Source organism: Corynebacterium guangdongense, from assembly GCF_030408915.1.
Taxonomy (GTDB): Bacteria; Actinomycetota; Actinomycetes; order Mycobacteriales; family Mycobacteriaceae; genus Corynebacterium; species Corynebacterium guangdongense.
Genome location: NZ_CP047654.1, coordinates 617,700 through 634,344 on the forward strand (window position 1 = coordinate 617,700; position 16,645 = coordinate 634,344).

At 69.6% G+C, this 16,645-nt stretch carries 14 protein-coding genes; 7 read left to right on the forward strand and 7 right to left on the reverse strand.

Going from position 1 to position 16,645, the window contains the following annotated elements; all coding sequences use genetic code 11:
- Nucleotides 1–208: 208 nt before the first annotated feature.
- Entirely contained in the window at nt 209–3,895 is a 3,687-nt protein-coding gene (locus CGUA_RS03020; RefSeq protein ID WP_290197597.1) for a phosphoribosylformylglycinamidine synthase, read from the reverse strand.
- A gap of 448 nt (nt 3,896–4,343) precedes the next feature.
- On the opposite strand from CGUA_RS03020, the gene CGUA_RS03025 reads away from it, so the two are divergent.
- The gene (locus tag CGUA_RS03025; RefSeq protein WP_290197599.1) at nt 4,344–5,546 is read left to right on the forward strand and encodes an MFS transporter; all 1,203 of its coding nucleotides are present in this window, start codon (nt 4,344–4,346) and stop codon (nt 5,544–5,546) included.
- On the opposite strand, the gene CGUA_RS03030 is transcribed toward CGUA_RS03025, so the two are convergent.
- From CGUA_RS03030 to CGUA_RS03050, 5 genes are read right to left on the reverse strand one after another with little or no spacing between them, the layout of a single operon-like run.
- Nucleotides 5,543–6,412, reverse strand: a complete 870-nt coding sequence (locus CGUA_RS03030; protein WP_290197602.1) for a siderophore-interacting protein — start codon at nt 6,410–6,412, stop codon at nt 5,543–5,545. The two genes, CGUA_RS03025 and CGUA_RS03030, sit on opposite strands and share 4 nt — an antisense overlap.
- The gene (locus CGUA_RS03035) at nt 6,409–7,236 is read right to left on the reverse strand and encodes an ABC transporter ATP-binding protein (protein ID WP_290197604.1); all 828 of its coding nucleotides are present in this window, start codon (nt 7,234–7,236) and stop codon (nt 6,409–6,411) included. Before CGUA_RS03035 ends, CGUA_RS03030 begins: the two co-directional genes overlap by 4 nt.
- Nucleotides 7,233–8,234: a FecCD family ABC transporter permease gene (locus tag CGUA_RS03040; RefSeq protein WP_290197605.1), complete on the reverse strand. Its 1,002-nt coding sequence runs from the start codon at nt 8,232–8,234 to the stop codon at nt 7,233–7,235. The genes CGUA_RS03035 and CGUA_RS03040 overlap by 4 nt, the downstream gene beginning before the upstream one ends.
- Nucleotides 8,231–9,247 carry a FecCD family ABC transporter permease gene (locus CGUA_RS03045; protein ID WP_290197607.1) on the reverse strand — a complete coding sequence of 339 codons (1,017 nt, stop codon included), beginning with the start codon at nt 9,245–9,247 and terminating at the stop codon, nt 8,231–8,233. Before CGUA_RS03045 ends, CGUA_RS03040 begins: the two co-directional genes overlap by 4 nt.
- A complete protein-coding gene (locus CGUA_RS03050; RefSeq protein ID WP_290197610.1) occupies nt 9,240–10,322 on the reverse strand; it encodes an ABC transporter substrate-binding protein in 1,083 nt (360 codons plus the stop codon). Before CGUA_RS03050 ends, CGUA_RS03045 begins: the two co-directional genes overlap by 8 nt.
- A 176-nt stretch (nt 10,323–10,498) precedes the next feature.
- Between CGUA_RS03050 and CGUA_RS03055 the strand changes: the two genes are divergently transcribed.
- The 6 genes from CGUA_RS03055 (at nt 10,499) to CGUA_RS03080 (ending at nt 15,363) form a co-directional block, all read left to right on the forward strand.
- Nucleotides 10,499–11,050: a DUF4126 domain-containing protein gene (locus tag CGUA_RS03055; protein WP_290197612.1), complete on the forward strand. Its 552-nt coding sequence runs from the start codon at nt 10,499–10,501 to the stop codon at nt 11,048–11,050.
- 6 nt (nt 11,051–11,056) lie between these two features.
- Nucleotides 11,057–11,956, forward strand: a complete 900-nt coding sequence (locus CGUA_RS03060; protein WP_290197614.1) for an exodeoxyribonuclease III — start codon at nt 11,057–11,059, stop codon at nt 11,954–11,956.
- 9 nt (nt 11,957–11,965) lie between these two features.
- Nucleotides 11,966–12,775, forward strand: a complete 810-nt coding sequence (locus CGUA_RS03065) for a trimeric intracellular cation channel family protein (RefSeq protein WP_290197616.1) — start codon at nt 11,966–11,968, stop codon at nt 12,773–12,775.
- A 50-nt stretch (nt 12,776–12,825) separates the two neighbouring features.
- Entirely contained in the window at nt 12,826–13,014 is a 189-nt protein-coding gene (locus CGUA_RS03070) for a hypothetical protein (RefSeq protein ID WP_290197618.1), read from the forward strand.
- A gap of 133 nt (nt 13,015–13,147) precedes the next feature.
- On the forward strand, nt 13,148–14,164 hold the full coding sequence (gene trpS, locus CGUA_RS03075; protein ID WP_290197620.1) for a tryptophan--tRNA ligase: 1,017 nt from the start codon (nt 13,148–13,150) through the stop codon (nt 14,162–14,164).
- 113 nt (nt 14,165–14,277) lie between these two features.
- The gene (locus CGUA_RS03080) at nt 14,278–15,363 is read left to right on the forward strand and encodes a YhjD/YihY/BrkB family envelope integrity protein (RefSeq protein WP_290197622.1); all 1,086 of its coding nucleotides are present in this window, start codon (nt 14,278–14,280) and stop codon (nt 15,361–15,363) included.
- On the opposite strand, the gene CGUA_RS03085 is transcribed toward CGUA_RS03080, so the two are convergent.
- Complete coding sequence (locus CGUA_RS03085) at nt 15,360–16,631, reverse strand: D-alanyl-D-alanine carboxypeptidase family protein (RefSeq protein ID WP_290197624.1); 1,272 nt, start codon at nt 16,629–16,631, stop codon at nt 15,360–15,362. The genes CGUA_RS03080 and CGUA_RS03085 overlap by 4 nt on opposite strands.
- Nucleotides 16,632–16,645 lie beyond the last annotated feature (14 nt).

The window sequence follows — 16,645 nt, forward strand, 5'->3', positions numbered from 1 at the left end:
ACTTTCGCCCCCACAATACCCCCAAGGAACAGAACGTACGTACTGTTAAATCTGTGACGTCGGTCTGGTACCCCCGGGAGAGCCGGCCATCGTCGTAGTCCGATTCACCGCCTGCCTGCTTGTCGGCCTTGTCGATGCGGGGTGGTCGGAAAAACCGGACCGGCCCCATCCTCCGAGGAGGCTGGGGCCGGTCAGGCGCTGCGCGTGACTACTTTGCGCGGCAGTAGTTCACGGCGTTGGCGAAGATGTTCTGCTCCTCAATGCCGGGGATGTTGCGCATCAGGCCGTCGCGGAAGCGCTCGGGGTGGCCCATCTTGCCCAGGATGCGGCCGTCCGGCGAGACGACGCCCTCGATGGCGTAGTTGGAGCCGTTCGGGTTGGCCGGGGCGTCCATGGTCGGGGCACCGTCGGCGTCGACGTACTGGAAGGCGACCTGGCCGGCGTCGAAAAGCGTGCGGGCCTCGTCCTCGGTGACCACGAAGCGCCCCTCGCCGTGGGAGACCGGCATGAGGTGCTGCTGGCCGGGCGTGAAGCTGCTCAGCCACGGCGATCCGTTGGCGGTCACGCGGGTCGTCGCGATGCGCGAGACGTGGCGCAGCTGGCGGTTGTGGGCGAGCGTCGGGGAGGTGGCCGTCATCTTGGCGGGGTCGCCGTAGGGCAGGAAGCCGCTCTTGACCAGGGCCTGGAAGCCGTTGCAGATGCCCAGGACCAGTCCGTCGCGGGCGACGAAACCCTTGACGGCCTCGGCCACGTCCGTCGAGCCCAGGAATGCCGCCATGAACTTCGCGGAGCCGTCGGGCTCGTCGCCGAGGGAGAACCCGCCGGAGAAGGCGAGGATGTCGGCCGAATCCAGCTTGGTGATGAACTCTTCCGTGTCGGCGGCCAGCATCTCCGGGGTGAGGTTGCGGATGAGGTGGAACTCGGTGGTGGCGCCGGCGGCCTGGAAAGCCTCGGCCATGTCGTACTCGGAGTTCGTGCCCGGGAAGACCGGCAGCAGCACGTGGACCGCGCCGTCACCGGCGGCCGGCGTCGTCGGCGCCGTCGTCGGCAGTTCCAGGGCGAAGTCCGGGAGCGCCTCGCCCTCGGCGGTGTTGAGAGGGTAGACCTCGCGGTAGTCGCGCTCGAGCACGTCGAGGGCGTCGGTGACGGTGAAGGACTCGTCGCCGAAGGCGATCTCCCCGGTGTCGTTGGTCGTGCCGACGAGTTCGGCGCCCGCCACGGAAACCTCCGTGCCGGTCGGGACCGCGAAGACGAGGCCACCAAGCGCGGCCTCGGCCGGCGTGCCGCCGGCAAAGCCGAGCTCGTTGCCCAGCAGCATGTTGACGATCGTCGCCCCGAGCCCGCCCGCGATGATCGGGGAAGCGGCGGCGAAGGACCCGGCGGCGGCGTGGAAGGCGTCGAAGTTCGCGCGCAGCTGGCCGTAGTCGGCTTCACCGGTCTCCAGCGGGGTGTGCGCCAGGTGGTAGACGTCGTGTCCGCCGGCGGGGATGGCGGCGCTGAGGGCGTTGCGGGCGTCCATGGTGGCGACCGCGAAGGTCACCAGCGTCGGCGGAACGTGCAGGTCGTCGCCGTAGGTTCCGCTCATGGAGTCCTTGCCGCCGATGGCCGCGACCTCGAAAGCGTCCTGCGCCTCCAGCATGCCGAGCAGGGACTGGGTGACCTCGCCCCAGCGTTCCGGCACCTTGTCGAGCCGCTGGAAGTACTCCTGGGCCGACAGCCACGCGCCACGGGCGTCGGCGCCGGTGGCGACGAGACGGCTCAGCGCCTCGACGACGGAGTAGGAGCCCATGAGGAAGGGGTGGTCGTCGGCCAGCTCGGGGCTGTAGCCCCAGGTCATCACCGACGCGGTGTTCGAGCCGCCGGGCACGGGCAGGGTCTGCACCGAGGCGAGCTCGTCGGTCTTCTGGGTGCGGCCGCCGTAGGGCATGAGCACGGTGGAGCGGCCGACGGTCGAGTCGAACTGCTCGACCATGCCCTCCTGGGAGCCGTGGCGGGTCAGCGACTCCAGGACGGTGGCGGGCTGAGCGGGCTTGTCGACGCCTGCCTCATCCTTCATCACCACATCCTGGAAACGATCTGCCCCCTCGGTGTCGAGGAATTCCCGCGACAGGTCAAGCACGAGCTCCTCGCCCAGGTACATGCGCAGGCGACCGGAGTCGGTGACGTCGGCCAGCGCCACGGCCTCGATGTTCTCGGCGGCAGCGGCCTCGATAAAGGCGTCCGCGTCCTCGGGGCGGACGACGACGGCCATGCGCTCCTGGGACTCGGAGAGCGCGATCTCGCGGGCGTTGAGGCCGGCGTACTTCAGCGGCACCCGGTCGAGGTGGATATCGATGCTGTCGGTGAGCTCACCGACGGCCACGGACACGCCGCCGGCGCCGAAGTCGTTGCAGCGCACGATCATCTGCGCGACCTCGGGGCGGCGGAAGAGCCGCTGGATCTTGCGCTCGTTGACGGGGTTGCCCTTCTGGACCTCCGCGCCGGAGCGGGTCAGGGATTCCTCGTCGTGGGCCTTGGACGAGCCGGTGGCGCCACCGACGCCGTCACGGCCGGTGCGGCCGCCGAGGATGATGATGACGTCGCCGGTCTCCGGTTCGAGGCGCTTGACGTTCTCCTGCGGCGCCGCCGCCACGACCGCGCCCAGCTCCATGCGCTTGGCGACGTAGCCCGGGTGGATCAGCTCACGGACACCGGTGGTGGCCAGGCCGATCTGGTTGCCGTAGCTGGAGTAGCCCTGCGCCGCGCGGGTGCTGATGTCAGCCTGGGGCAGCTTGCCCGGCATGGTTTCGCTGCGCGGGGTGTTGATGTCGCCGGCACCGGAGATGCGCATGGCCTGGTAGACCCAGGAACGCCCCGAGAGAGGGTCGCGGATCGCGCCACCGAGACACGTCGAGGCGCCGCCGAAGGGCTCGATCTCGGTGGGGTGGTTGTGGGTCTCGTTCTTGAACATCAGCAGCCACGGCTTGTCGCCCTCCGAGGTGTCGACGTCGACGTAGACCGAGCAGGCGTTGATCTCCTCGCTGACCTCCTGGTCGGTCATCGTGCCGTTGCGGCGCAGCTCACGGCCCATGATGGTGCCCAGGTCCATCAGGGTGCGCGGCTTGTGCGTGCGGCCGTTGAGCTCGCGGATTTCGTCGTAGCGCCCCAGTGCGCGGTCCAGCTGCTCACGGAAGCGATCACTGCTGTTGGTGATCTCGGTCAGCTCGGTGTTGAAGGTGGTGTGGCGGCAGTGGTCGGACCAGTAGGTGTCCAGCACCGCCAGTTCCACCTCGGTGGGGGTGCGCTCTTCCTGGCGGAAGTACTGCTGGATCAGTTCCAGGTCCGCGAGGCTCATGGCCATGCCTTCGTCGGCGAGCAGCGCCTGCAGGCCGTCGGAGTCGAGTTCCAGGAAATCTGGGTGCGCGGTCAGCGGTTCGACCTCGCCCATCGACGGGGCGCGGAGCACGTCGAGGTTCTTCTCGCCGGCCTCGACGGGGTTGATCAGGTAGGAGCGGATCGCGTCGAAGGCCTGGTCAGAGACTTCGCTGAAGACGTACACGACGCCGGTGGTGATGCGTGCGACAGTGTCGGGGTTGAGCAGGCGCAGAGCCTGCTCGGCGGCGTCGGCACGCTGATCGTACTGGCCCGGCAGCGGCTCGACGCCCAGGTGGGCGGGAGCGGTGGCCAGTGCGGAGGCAAACTCGTCGGTGCCGAGCAGGGCGTCGACCTTGGCGTCGCTCACGATCGAGGAGGTCAGGGCCGCGATGTCTTCGTCCGTCGCGTCGAAGACGTCGTAGACGTTGATAATCTGGGCATCGGTGAGCTCAACTCCCTCCAGATTGTTGAGGGAACGCAGCAGCGCGCGCTCCTCGTCACGGAAGTTGGGCAAGCGGCGAACAGCAAGACGCGCATCCATATCAGGGTGTACCTTCTACTCGGGGATCTGCGATGGAAAGTCTATGCGAGCTGAGAAGTAAACACGGCATTGTCTGTTCAGGCGGGCGGCGCTGAGACGGGGCAAGCACAGGTGGGTGGTGTGCCGGGCGGCGGCGGAAAAGTCTCTCACCTTGAGCGCGAGAACTCTCCGGGGCGGGAACGTCTGCCCGGGGTTCCAGGGCGGATGCTTGGGCAGATGGGGTGTGGAGAGCGTGTTCCCGAACGTGGGGAAGTCCCGGGTAGTTTCTCCGGGCTCCCTGACACGGCTTTTACCCTTCTGTGCTGGGGATGCGCTGCTCCGCGTGCCGCCTCTGCGGCGAGGAGCCCTGCCCAGCTGTCCCAAGGACATCCTCGCCACCCGCTGGGGACTGCTTGTCGACGCCACCATCTTCGGCGTTCGCCTCTTGCGTTGGGTACGCTGCGCAATCGTGACTGATCGGATCAATTCTCAGCCCCGCGTGCCCCGACAGACCGAGATCAGCCCGGCACGGCGCAACATTGTCCTCGCCGCGCTCATGCTCGGTTCCTTTGCCATCGGCACCACCGAATTCGTGTCGATGGGTCTGCTGCCGCTGATCTCCGCCGATCTCGGCGTCAGCGAGGACCGCGCCTCAGTCATCATCGCCACCTACGCCCTCGGCGTCGTCGTCGGCGCCCCCGCCATCACCGCGGTGACCGGGCGCATGCCCCGCCGGCGCCTGCTCGTCCTGCTCATGGCGCTGCTGGTGGTGGGCCACGTGCTCTCCGCGTTCGCCTGGAACTTCGAGGTGCTGCTCGTCGCCCGCTTCATCGCGGGCCTGCCGCACGGCGCGTACTTCTCGGTGGCCGGCCTCTCGGCCGCCTCGATGGCCCCGCCGGGCAAGCGGGGCACGGCGATCGCCCTGGTGGGCATGGGCCTGTCGGTGGCCACGATCATCGGCGTGCCGGCCGCCCAGGCGCTGGGGCAGTGGCTCGGCTGGCAGGCGGCCTACGCCCTGGTCGTCGTCATCGGTCTGGCGGCGCTGAGCCTGCTGGTGCTGCTCATGCCGCACATGGTCAACATGAAGCCCACCGACGTCCGCACCGAACTCGGCGCGGTGCGACTGCCCCAGGTGTGGCTGACGATCGCCCTGGCCACCATCGGTTTCACCGGAATGTTCTCCGTGTACACCTACATCACCTGGACGATGACGGAGATGGCCGGGCTCGACGTGCGGTGGATGTGGCTGGTGCTCATGGCCTACGGGGTCGGCAACACCCTCGGCAGCTACGCCGGCGGCCGCCTGGCGGACCGCAACGTCGACCGCGCCATCCTCGTCTCCCTGGTGTCGGTGACCGTGATGCTGGTGGCCTTCTATCTCGCCGCCTCCCACGCGGTGCCGGCCACGCTCATCTTCGGCGCCATCGGTTTCGCGGGGGCGTCGCTGACGGCGCCGGTGCAGCTGCGGCTGATGGACGTAGCCGGGGAGGCCAAGACGCTGGCCGCGGCGATGAGCCAGTCGGCGTTTAACCTCGGCAACGCCGCGGGCGCGGCCATCGGCGGTCTCGTGGTCGGGGCGGGATTCTCCTTTGCGGCGCCGTCGCTGGTGGGGGCGGGCATGACGGTCATCGCCATCCTGCTGTGGTTCCCGATGGTGGGGACGCGGCGCTAACCGCGCATGGCGACGCCGATCTTCCAGTAGCCCATGAACGCGACCCGGGACTTGTCGACGCCCACCGTCGCGACGAGGTGCCTGCGCAGCGTGGTGACCATGCTCGCCTCACCGGCGATCCAGTAGAAGTTGTCCGCGTTCCCGTCCCGGCGCTCCTCGGCACGGATCCACGGCAGCTCAGGGGAGTCGTCGCGGGTGACGGTGACGTTGGCCCCGGCGCTGCCGGCCAGCAGGCTCCCGTGCTCCGCGCCGTCCCGGACCAGCCAGGTCACGCCCACCCCGGCCGGGGCGTCGACGGGCAGGCGGTCGGCCTCGGTCGGCACCTCGAGGAACGCGGACCCGGTGGCGTCGGCGGGCAGGTCCTCGAGGATGCGGCAGGCGGCCGGCACGGCGGTCTCGTCTGCGAAGAGGGCGACGGCCTCCCCGGGGCGGGGCTGGAATTCGATGCCGGCCTCGCTGTCATCCGTGCGGTCGGGCCCGATCACGGTCAGCCCGTCCCCGGGCCGGGCCGACGCCGCAAAACGGCTGGCCGGGCCCGACGCCCCCTCGTCGAGGTGGCGGACCACGTCGACGACCAGACGGGTGCCGTCGGGGTCGCGGCGCAGCTCGCGGACGGAGAAGGTGCGCATGTAGCCGCGTTCCTCCTCCGGCATCGCCCGCCAGTCCTCGTACCAGGAGTCGGTGTCGGCGATGACGGGGCGGTGGCCGTCGTCGGTGGGCAGCATGAGTTTGATGCGCAGATCCCTGACGGGGACGCCCGGCGCGGGGCCGAAGTCGGCCAGGTCGCCGCCGAGGGTGAGACGGATGAAGTTTGGGCTGATGCGGGCGACGTCCTCGACGAGGGCGGAGAAGGGGCGGAAGGTCATTGCGGCTCTGCTTTCGTGGTCGTGGGTTTCGTGGTCGTGGGGGTTCGGCGCCCGATGGGGGCGACCAGGGGGCGGCGGGTCAGGGGATCGGTGAGGATCTGGGCGTCCAGGTCGAAGACCTCGGCCAGGGTGTCGGCGGTGACCACCTCCTCCGGCGTGCCCTCGGCGAGGATCGCGCCCGCGCGCATCGCGACGAGGTGGTCGCTGTAGCGCGCGGCCAGGTTCATGTCGTGGAGCACCATGACGACGGTGGTGCCCAGGCGCCGGTTGAGGTCTCCGAGCAGCTCGAGGATCTCCAGCTGGGTGGTGACGTCCAGGTAGGTGGTGGGTTCGTCGAGCAGGAGCACGTCGGTCTGCTGGGCGAGCACCATCGCGATCCAGGCGCGCTGCCGCTGGCCACCGGAGAGCTCGTTCACCGGCCGCTGGGCCAGCTCCGTCAGCCCGGTCATTTCCAGGGCGTCAGCGACCGCTGCGTAGTCCCCGGCCCGCCAGCGCCCGAAGCGGCCCTGGTGCGGGGACCGTCCCCGCCCGACGAGGTCGGCGACCAGGATCCCCTCGGGGGCGACGGGGGATTGGGGCAGCAGCCCGACGCGGCGGGCGAACTCGCGGGGTCGGAAGGAGGCGGCGTCGGTGGCGTCGACAAGCACCCGCCCGGAGGTCGTGGGCAGCAGCCGGGCCAGGGTCCGGAGCAGGGTGGATTTTCCGCAGCCGTTGGCGCCGATGACGGCGGTGACCCGGCCGTCCGGAAGGTGCAGCGAGAGTTCCTCGATGACGGCCCGGCCCTCGTAGGCCACGCTGATGCGTTCGGCGGTGAGAGTGGTCATGATCGTCCCTTCTGGTGGAGCAGGTAGAGCAGATAGGGGGCGCCGACGGCGCCGGTGAGCACGCCCACCGGATAGGCCACGGGCAGGAGGTGCTGGCCCACGGCGTCCGCACCGGCGACGAGGACGGCACCCACCAGCGCCGACTGCAGCACCGGCGGGGTGGAGACGCCGGCCAGCCGGGCGGCGATGGGGCCCGAGAGGAAGGCGACGAAGGCGATCGGCCCGCCGGCGGCGGTGGCCACCGCGATCAGGCCCACCGCCGTCAGCAGCAGCACCACCCGGGAGAAGCCGACGGGGACGCCCAGACCCCGGGCGAGGTCCTCGCCGAAGCGCAGCACGTCCAGGTGGTGGGTGAAGGCCAGGGCCACGGGCAGCAGCAGGACGACGGCGAGCACGACCGGGGTGACGGTGGTCGGGGAGGCGTCGTTGAGCGAACCGGTCAGCCAGCGGGTGGCGGCGGGCAGGTCGTAGGCGGAGGCGATCGAGATGGTCCAGGTGATGACGGACTGCCCGAAGGCGGCCACCCCGAGCCCCACCAGAATCAGCCGGGTCGCAGAGAAGCCTGAGCGGTGGGCGAGGGCGAACATGCCCGCCGCGGTGACCAGGCTCAGGGCCAGTGCCAGCAACGAGGTCTGCCACTGGCTCAGGCCCAGGACGACGATGCCGACCACGCCCGCGACCGCGGCCGAGGTGCTCACCCCGATGATGTCCGGGGAGGCCAACTGGTTGCGCAGCAGGGTCTGGAAGACACAGCCGGCCGCGCCGAAGGCCAGCCCGGTCGCGGTGGCCAGGGCGACGCGGGGCAGGCGCAGCTGGGCGATGATGAAGTCGCCCTCCCGCAGGCCCGCAAGGATCTCGGCGGGGGAGTAGACGACCCGGCCCAGGGAGAGGTGCAGCCCCCACAGCGCGGCCAGGGCAAGCAGCAGTGCGAGCGTGACGACCGCGCGGTGGCGGCGGCGCCCGGCCCGGGCCTCGGCGAGTTCACCGGCCAGCGTCACAGCGACCTCGTTTTCATCGTGCGCACGACCCAGAGAAAGACGGGGGCGCCGATCAGCGGGGTGACGACGCCGACCGCGATCTCGGCCGGGGGAGCGACCACCCGGCCCAGGGTGTCGGCGAGGACCAGGAAAATGGCCCCGCCCACGGCGGACAGCGGCAGCAGCCAGCGCTGGTCCGGGCCGCTGACCAGCCGGACGGCGTGGGGGACGACCAGTCCGATGAAGGCGATGGGGCCGCACAGGGCGGTGGCGACGCCGGCCAGCGTGGCGGCCACGCCCCAGCCGACGAGACGGGTGCGGGTGACGGCGTAGCCCAGGCCGGCGGCGACGTCGTCGCCGAGGGCCAGGGCGTTGAGGCCGCCGCCGTGACCGAGGACGACGAGGACGCCGACGGCGATGACCGGGGCGGCCAGGGACAGTTCGGACCAGTCCGTGCCGCCGGTGCCGCCGACCATCCACTGCCGGTAGGAGTCCAGGCTCTGGGAGCGGGGCAGGATCAGCGCGGTGGTCAGCGAGGTCAGCGCGGCCGAGGTGGCCGCGCCCGCCAGGGCGAGGGTCAGCGGGGTGGCTCCGGCCCTGCCCGCCGAGCCGATCGCGTAGACGAAGGCGCTGGCCCCGGCCGCCCCGAGCACGGCCGCCGCCGAGATCAGCGCCGGGGACGGGGAACCGGCCACCGTGAGCAGGACGACGACGGCCAGCGCGGATCCGGACAGCACCCCGAACACGCCCGGATCGGCCAGCGGGTTGCGGGTGATCGCCTGCATGGTCGCGCCCGCGACGGCGAGGGCGGCGCCGACGACGACGGCCGCCAGGGTGCGGGGGATGCGCTGGTAGGCGGCGGCCTGGGAGGCGGTGTCGGTGGCCCCGCCCAGCGCCGCGAGGACGTCCGCCGCCGTGATGTCGCGGACCCCGAACGCCACGGAGGCGAGGCAGGCGATCACCAGGAGAACACCCAGGGTCCCGAGGGCAAGGGGCCGGGTGACGCGGCGGACGGGGCTGGCGGGCTTAAGCATCGGAGGTCAGGGCCGTCTCCAGGACGTTGAAGTAGTCGTTGATGCCCCACCCGACCGAAAGCGGGGAGGGGTTGGAGGAGGCGGCCAACGGATCGGAGCCGAGGAAGGCGACGTGTCCGTCACGGATGGCCGGGATCTTGCCCAGCAGCGGATCCGCCTGCATGTCGGTCAGCGTCTTCTCGTTCTCGGCGGGGTCGTCGGAGCCGTAGGAGATGATGAGTTCGACGTCGGCGAAGTCCTCCGGGCGTTCGGCGGAGTGCTCCAGCCAGAACTCGCTGGTGTTCTCGGAGGCGTCACGCACGACCTGCGGCACCCCCATTCCGGCCTCGGCCAGGAAACCGGCGCGGGGATCCTCGAGGGTGTAGAACCCGATCTTCGAAGAGTCGCTGGTGCTGCCGAAGGCGGTGAACAGGACGGTGGTGCCCTCGAGCGCGGGGTGCTCGGCGACGGCGGCGTCGATGTCGGTGTGGACGGCGTCGGCCAGCTCACGGCCCTGATCGCCGAGTCCGAGCGCCTCGGAGTTCAGGGTGATGATCTCGTCGAGCGTGGTGCCCCACGGCACGTCCGGGTACGCGACCACGGGGGCGATCTTGCTCAGGGTGTCGTAGTCCTGCTGGGTCAGTCCCGAGTAGGCGGCGAGGATGACGTCCGGCTGGGTGGCGGCGACGTCCTCGAAGGGGATGCCGTCGGTCTCGTCGAAAAGGACCGGCGTGGTCATGTTCTGCTCGGCCAGCGCGTCCTCCACCCAGGGGAGGACCCCGTCGCCGTCGTCGTCGCCGAAGGCCGCGGCGGACATGCCCACCGGTTCCACGCCCAGGGCGATCGGGACCTCGTTGTTGGCCCAGCCCACCGCCGCGACCCGCGCCGGCTTATCGTCGATGGTGGTTTCCCCGAAGGCGTGGGACATGGTCACGGGGAAGTCGGCGTCGCCCTCGGCGGGCTTGTCGACGCCGGCTGGGTCCTGGCCCTGGCCCTGCTCCTGGTCCGGCGTCGCCGGAGAGCAGGACGCCAGTGCGGCGGTGACCAGGCCGACGGACAGGGCGGCGGAGAGTCGGCGGGAGAGTGCGGTAGTCAAGGGGAACCTTTCCGTGGGCAGGCCGGGATCGATGTTACTAAGGTCTGCCTAACCTAAGTTAGGGGGAGATTACTTGCTCTCTGTTGCTAGGTGAAGGGGCGGGGCCAATATGTGGCCTAGATCACTATTTTGTCGGGGAATCTGCGCGGGCGGGGACCGGGTTCGACAATGGGCCCATGGACCTCGCCACCGCCGTCAGCCTGGCCACCGCCGCCGGGCTCAACGCCTATGTCCCGCTCCTGGTTTTCGGGCTGCTCGCCCGTTTCAGCGACGTCGTTCACCTGCCCGCCGGCTGGGAATGGCTCGCTCACCCGATCCTGCTGGGCGTCGTCGCGGCGCTGCTCGTCATCGAGTTCGTCGCCGACAAGATTCCGGCGGTGGACTCGATCAACGACATCGTCCAGACGCTCATCCGCCCCACCTCCGGCGGCATCGTCTTCGGCTCCGCCACCGCCGTCGACGGCTCCGCCGCGATCAACTGGTGGGCGGTCGCCGCCGGCGTGTTCATTGCGCTGGCGATTCACGTGGGGAGAGCCACGACCCGGCCGGTCATCGACGCGGCCACGGTGGGGACCGGCACCATCGCCGCGTCGGCCGCGGGCGACGCGGCCGCGCTCTCGCTGACCCTGGCGGGAATTTTCGCTCCGCTGCTGGCCATCGCTTTGCTGGTCGGTCTCGCCGGTGTCGTATGGTGGCTCACGTCCAGGATTCGGTCGCGATTAGCATAGGAACCCATGAGTATCACCATTGCGAGTGTCAACGTCAACGGCATCCGCGCCGCCACGAAGCAGCGCCATGAGGACAACCCGGGCATGCTGGCCTGGCTGCGGGAGACCCCCGCCGAAGTGGTGATGCTGCAGGAGGTCCGCGCCACCGTCGAGCAGTCGGTCGAGTCGCTCCAGCCCGCCCTCGACGCCGGCTGGCACTACGTCGGCGCCCCGGCGGCCGCCAAGGGCCGCGCCGGCGTCGGCATCCTCTCCCGGGAGCCGCTCGAGGACGTCGCCGTCGGTTTCGGCTCCTTCGCCGACTCCGGCCGCTGGCTCGAGGGCACCTACCGGGGCATCCGGCTGGCTTCGCTCTACCTGCCCTCCGGCTCCGTCGACTCGGAGAAGCTCGACGAGAAGTACCACTTCCTCGACGAGTTCAGCGACGTCCTGGACGAGCTGGCCGACGCCCACGAGCACGCCCTCATCTGCGGCGACTGGAACATCTGCCACCGCGAGCAGGACCTGAAGAACTCCAGGACCAACCGCAAGAAGTCCGGCCACCTCCCGGACGAGCGGGCCTGGATGGACTCCGTCTTCGGGTCCTTCCCGGACGAGCACGCCCAGGAGAAGGCGGGTCTCGGCGAGTTCTTCGGGGTCGTCGACTACGAGCCGCGCCCGATCCGCACCGCCGCCCCGGACCCGAAGTGGTTCGACGTCGCCCGCCGCCTCCGCCCGGAGGACGCCCCGTACACGTGGTGGACCTACCGCGGCCAGGCCTTCAACAACGACGCGGGCTGGCGCATCGACTATCACGCCGCCACCGAGGCCCTGCTGCAGAGGGCGACCCGCACCTGGGTCGACCGTGCCGAGTCCGTCGAGACCCGCTGGTCCGACCATTCCCCGGTGCTCGTCGAGTACGACGTCTAGGCCACGGGAATGGACACTGCCGCACTGCTGACGACCCTGTGGGTCATCGGCATCTCCGCCGAGTCGGTGACCGCCGCACTGTCGGCCGGACGCCTCAAGTTCGACTGGTTCGGAGTTTCCTCCCTCGCCGCCCTCACCGCCCTGGGCGGCGGCACCATCCGTGACATCATCCTCGACAATTACCCGCTGACCTGGGTCGAGCAGCCGATATACCTGCTGCTGTGCATCGTCGTCGCCCTGGTGACCACGCAGCTGTCATTCCTGCTGCGCTACTTCAACCGGCTGTTTCTCGTCGGCGACGCCATCGGCCTGGCGGCCTTCGCCGTACTCGGCACCCAGGTCGCCCTGTCCCTGGGCCACGGCTTCATCATCGCGGCGGTGGCGGCGGTGCTCACCGGCGTCTCCGGCGGCATCATGCGCGACATCCTTTCCGACCGCATCCCCCTGGTGTTCACCCAGGACCTCTACGCCTCCATCGCGGTGCTGACCACGGCCGTCTACATGGCCGGTCTGTGGCTGGGCATTCCCGAGGACTGGGTCATCATCATCTCCGTGCTGGTCGCCTTCATCACCCGCGTCACGACGATGGACTCCAAGAAGGGCCTGCCCGTCTTCGAGTTCAAGGACGACGCCCCCATGGACCCGCGCCTCAGGTTCTCCGCCCGCTTCGTCCGCCGCTCGGTCAGCGCCGCGCGCCGACGTGCCGCGCGCCTGCGGCAGGAGGCCACCCGGTACTCGTTGCTCAACCGGACCAAACGAAAGATGGACCCCGAACCGGAGCAGCAGTGGCCCCCGAAGGCTCCCGATCCCGATCGCTAACTGTTAACCTTTCTGCTTGAACAGTGAGTTGAACTAGGAAAAGGAACCTCATGCGCGCCCTCATCTACCTCATCCTCGGTGCCATCCTCCTCGCGGTGGGCATCTGGTGGATCCTCTCCGCCGGCTTCTCCGTCATGGCCATCGTCGCCATGCTGCTGACCGCCACGGGCGGCGCCGTCTTCGTCGCGGGCATCGCCGTCGCCCTCGACATGTTCGCTCCCACGAGCAAGAAGATCTAGAACCAGCTTCCGCTGACGCGAGGGGCACCCGACACGGGTGCCCCTCGCGTCGTGTTTTCCGGGGAACCCCGCCCGTGCGCTGGGGCGTGACCGGAGGCTCGTCTCCGCCGACCGCCGTCTAGACTGATCCAGCATGACTGACAAGCAGCGCGTACTCTCCGGCATCCAGCCCACGGCGGACTCCTACCACCTCGGCAACTACCTTGGCGCGATCAAGCAGTGGATTGACCTGCAGAACGACTACGAGGCGTTCTACTTCATTCCGGACATGCACGCGATCACCGTCGACCAGGATCCGGCGGAGCTGCGCGAACGCACCATCGCCGGCGCGGCGCAGCTCATCGCCCTGGGCATCGACCCGGACAAGTCGACCCTGTTCGTCCAGTCCCACGTCCACGAGCACGCCGAGCTGACCTGGGTGTTCAACTGCCTCACCGGCTTCGGCGAGGCCTCGCGCATGACACAGTTCAAGGACAAGTCCGCGAAGCAGGGCTCGGACCGAACCTCCGTGGGCCTGTTCACCTATCCCATCCTCATGGCCACGGACATCCTGCTGTACTCCCCGCAGCTCGTCCCGGTCGGCGAGGATCAGCGCCAGCACCTGGAGCTGACCCGCACCCTGGCCGAGCGCTTCAACTCCCGCTACGGCGAGACCTTCGTCGTGCCCGAGGCGTTCATTCCGGAGGGCTCGGCCAAGATCTACGACCTGCAGGAGCCGACCGCGAAGATGTCGAAATCCGGCGCCAATCCGAAGGGCCTGGTCAACCTCCTCGACGATCCGAAGGTCTCCGCCAAGCGCATCCGCTCCGCCGTCACCGACGACGAGGGCGTCATCCGTTTCGACCGCGCGGAGAAGCCGGGCGTGTCCAACCTCCTGGCCATCCAGTCGGCGCTGACCGGTACCCCGGTCGACGCCCTGGTGGCCGGTTATGAGGGCGCCGGCTACGGCCAGCTCAAGGTCGATACGGCCGAGGCGCTGGAGACCTTCACCACCCCGCTCAAGGCGCGCTACGACGAGCTGATGGCCGACCGGGCCCAGCTGGAGGATCTCCTGGCCCAGGGCGCGGACAAGGCCGCCTCGCTCGCGGCCCCCCTGCTGGCCGACGTCTACGACAAGATCGGCTTCCTGGCCCCCAAGAAGCGCCGCTAGGGGCGTCGTTTAGCGGGTAACGATCCGGTGTCGTCCACCGGACGGTCCTGCGCAATCTTCAGCTTTTGTTTATGTTGGAGTCAGTTGCGAGGACCGTTCGAGGGAGGACCGACATGACAACCCGCACACAACCGAACGAAAAGTACACGGACCAGTACGGAATCGAACGCGCCCACGCGGACGAGCCGGGGGTCGTCGACAAGGTCCGCGACAAGCAGCCGTGGCTGGACCACCTCATGCGGATGCAGGAGCGTTTCGGCTCCCAGGGCGGCAACCAGTACTCGGCGGGGATCACCTATTTTTCGGTGATGTCCATCTTCCCGCTCGCGATGCTGACCTTCGCGGTGCTGGCGATGGTGGTCGCCAACCGCCCCGAGCTGCTCCAGCAGATTCAGGACCAGATCTCGAGCGGTCTGCCGGGTGACGTCGGAGACCTAGTCAACCAGGTCATCGAGATGGCCATCGCCCAGCGCGGCGCCGTCTTCGGTATCGGCGCGCTGACCGCCCTGTGGTCGGGGCTCGGCTGGATGAACAACCTCCGCGCCGGCATCGGCGCGATGTGGGGCCTGGACCCGACCGAGGGCGGCAACTTCATAATGAAGAAGGTCTACGACCTCATCGCCCTGATCGGGCTGCTCGTGGCGCTGATCATCGCCTTCGGCGTGACCGCCATCGGCTCCTCGGGCATCACCCAGTCCGTCCTGGAACGGCTCGGCGTGGCCGGGTTTCCCGGCATGGACTTCCTCATCTTCCTGGCCGGCCTGGTCATCGGCCTGCTGGCCAACTTCCTGGTCATGTACTGGATGATGGCCGCCCTGCCGCGCACCAAGGTCCCGCGCTCCGCGGCGTTCAAGGGAGCCCTCCTCGGCGCGGTCGCCTTCGAGGTGATCAAGCAGCTGTCGACCGTGATCTTCTCCTCCGCCGTGAGCAACCCGGCCGGCGCCATCTTCGGCCCGATCATCGGCCTGATGATCGTCATGTACCTGGTCTGGCGCGTGGTGATGTACGTGGCCGCCTGGACCGCGACCACCGAGGAGGCACTGATGCAGACCCGGACGAAGACGCCGGACCCGGCCGTCATCCACGTGCGCAATGAGGTCCACCGCGGCCCGGACTCCGGCGCCGTGCTGGGCGCCGGCGCCGCCCTGGGCGCGGCCGGTGCGGGTCTGCTGGCGCTGCTGACGCGGCGCCGCCGCTAGCGCCGGTGCCGCCCGGCGCGGTCGCGGCGCCGGGCCATCGAGGCGACCACGGACATCAGCGCGACCAGCGCCACGATCGCAGGAAGCAGGATGCTGAGCATCTGCGCATCCTGCGATCGTTCCGTTTCCGGGTCCGCCGGGGTCGTCGACGGGGTCTGGCCCGGCGTGAGCGTCGCGGTGGTGGGGGCCGCCACCGGCGTCAGGGCGCCGATCGGCTCGCGGGCGTCGGCGTCGTAGGCGGCGTGCAGCAGGCGCTGCGCCTGCTCCCACGCGCGCCCGCCCTCGAGGGTGGTGTCGAGCAGGATGACCATCAGTCGCTCCCCGCCCCGGTCCATCGCCCCGACGAAGGTGTGGTTGGCGTCGTCGGTGTAACCGGTCTTGCCGCCGATGCCGTCCGGGTCATTCATGAACAGGCCGTTGTCGTTGCCGAGTTCGTAGCCCGGGACGTCCCCGTACCCGGGAAAGGGAACCGTCTCAGTGTTCATGATGCGCGCCAGGGCGGGGTCCCGGTAGGCGGCGCGGTAGATCAGGCCGAGGTCATGGGCGGAGGAGGACATCCCCGGCGCGTCCAGTCCGGAGTAGGTGGCCGCGTAGGTGTCCGTGGTGCCGAGGTCCGCGGCCAGCTCGTTGATTTTGCGCAGCGTCGCCTCGTCGCCGCCGAGCTCCTGGGCCAGGGCGTGCGCGGCGTCATTGCCGCTGCCCATGAGCAGGCCCTGGAGCAGCTGCTCGACCGTGTATTCCCCGCCCTCACCGATCCCGACCGACGAGCCCTGCTGGGCGGCGCTCCCGTGGGAGGCCACGATGACCCGGTCCAGGGGCAGCTCCCTGGACGCCACCAGCGCCAGCAGCGCCTTGATGATCGACGCCGGCCGGTAGCGCCCGTGCGGATCCTTCTGCGCGATGATCTCGCCGGTGTCGATGTCGGCCACCAGGAAGGAGGCGGCCATGATCTTCTCCGGCATCACGAAGCCACGTACCGTGGCGACGCCGCAGTTGCCCTCCACCACCACGGGCGGGGGAGTGGGCCCGACCTGCCCGGGCGCCAGCATTTCCGAGGTCGTCGTCGGCTCCGGCGGGGTTAACGCGTTGGGGCAGGAGTCCGTGTCGGGCCACTCGCTTCGCCGCGCGGGCTCGGACTTCGGGGTTTCGGCGTCCTGGGCGAACGCCGAGGCGGTCTCCGGTGCGGGCGTCAGCTCGGGCGGGACGGGGGCGGGGGCCGCCAGGGTGAGGGCTGAGCCCAGGAGAAGCTGTGCGGCGATCGTAGTCATGGCGGGATTCATCA

Coding starts and splice junctions, on each gene's coding strand:
- trpS (WP_290197620.1), top strand. CDS start 13,148: ATGACTGACAAGCAGCGCGTACTCTCCGGCATCCAGCCCACGGCGGAC.
- CGUA_RS03070 (WP_290197618.1), top strand. CDS start 12,826: ATGCGCGCCCTCATCTACCTCATCCTCGGTGCCATCCTCCTCGCGGTG.
- CGUA_RS03060 (WP_290197614.1), top strand. CDS start 11,057: ATGAGTATCACCATTGCGAGTGTCAACGTCAACGGCATCCGCGCCGCC.
- CGUA_RS03065 (WP_290197616.1), top strand. CDS start 11,966: ATGGACACTGCCGCACTGCTGACGACCCTGTGGGTCATCGGCATCTCC.
- CGUA_RS03080 (WP_290197622.1), top strand. CDS start 14,278: ATGACAACCCGCACACAACCGAACGAAAAGTACACGGACCAGTACGGA.
- CGUA_RS03030 (WP_290197602.1), bottom strand. CDS start 6,412: ATGACCTTCCGCCCCTTCTCCGCCCTCGTCGAGGACGTCGCCCGCATC.
- CGUA_RS03035 (WP_290197604.1), bottom strand. CDS start 7,236: ATGACCACTCTCACCGCCGAACGCATCAGCGTGGCCTACGAGGGCCGG.
- CGUA_RS03085 (WP_290197624.1), bottom strand. CDS start 16,631: ATGACTACGATCGCCGCACAGCTTCTCCTGGGCTCAGCCCTCACCCTG.
- CGUA_RS03045 (WP_290197607.1), bottom strand. CDS start 9,247: ATGCTTAAGCCCGCCAGCCCCGTCCGCCGCGTCACCCGGCCCCTTGCC.
- CGUA_RS03020 (WP_290197597.1), bottom strand. CDS start 3,895: ATGGATGCGCGTCTTGCTGTTCGCCGCTTGCCCAACTTCCGTGACGAG.
- CGUA_RS03055 (WP_290197612.1), top strand. CDS start 10,499: ATGGACCTCGCCACCGCCGTCAGCCTGGCCACCGCCGCCGGGCTCAAC.